This is a genomic window from Burkholderia sp. BE17 (assembly GCF_009362305.1).
GTDB classification, from domain to species: Bacteria; Pseudomonadota; Gammaproteobacteria; order Burkholderiales; family Burkholderiaceae; genus Burkholderia; species Burkholderia pyrrocinia_C.
Genome location: NZ_WHNU01000114.1, coordinates 1 through 307, shown reverse-complemented (window position 1 = coordinate 307; position 307 = coordinate 1). Strand labels below are relative to the sequence as shown.

The window sequence follows — 307 nt, the reverse complement described above, 5'->3', positions numbered from 1 at the left end:
ACGGCGGCGGGCGGCGGCGCATAACGATCCGCCGCGCCGCGCAGCGCCAGCGCGCGATCGCGCACGGGCTGCAACTGCATGTCGGCGCTCGACATCGCGTACGCGGTGCCGCGCGTCGTGTCGTACACGGCCGTCAGCAGATGGACTTCATCCTTGCGCCACGTGACCCAGCGGCGCTGGCTGTCCTGCCAGCCGCGCTTCGCGTCGGCCGGTGCATCCTTCAACAGGCGCTGGTACGCGCCGTCCATCACCGCCTGCCACTGCTGCTGCGCTTCGCCCATGCACTGGATCTGGCCGGCCGTCGACG

Annotated in this window: 1 protein-coding gene; it reads right to left on the bottom strand. The window is 71.7% G+C overall.

Going from position 1 to position 307, the window contains the following annotated elements; genetic code table 11:
* Window positions 1-307, bottom strand: a 307-nt coding sequence (locus GD429_RS40060) for a lysozyme inhibitor LprI family protein (protein WP_152865749.1), incomplete at both ends; no start/stop codon positions are given.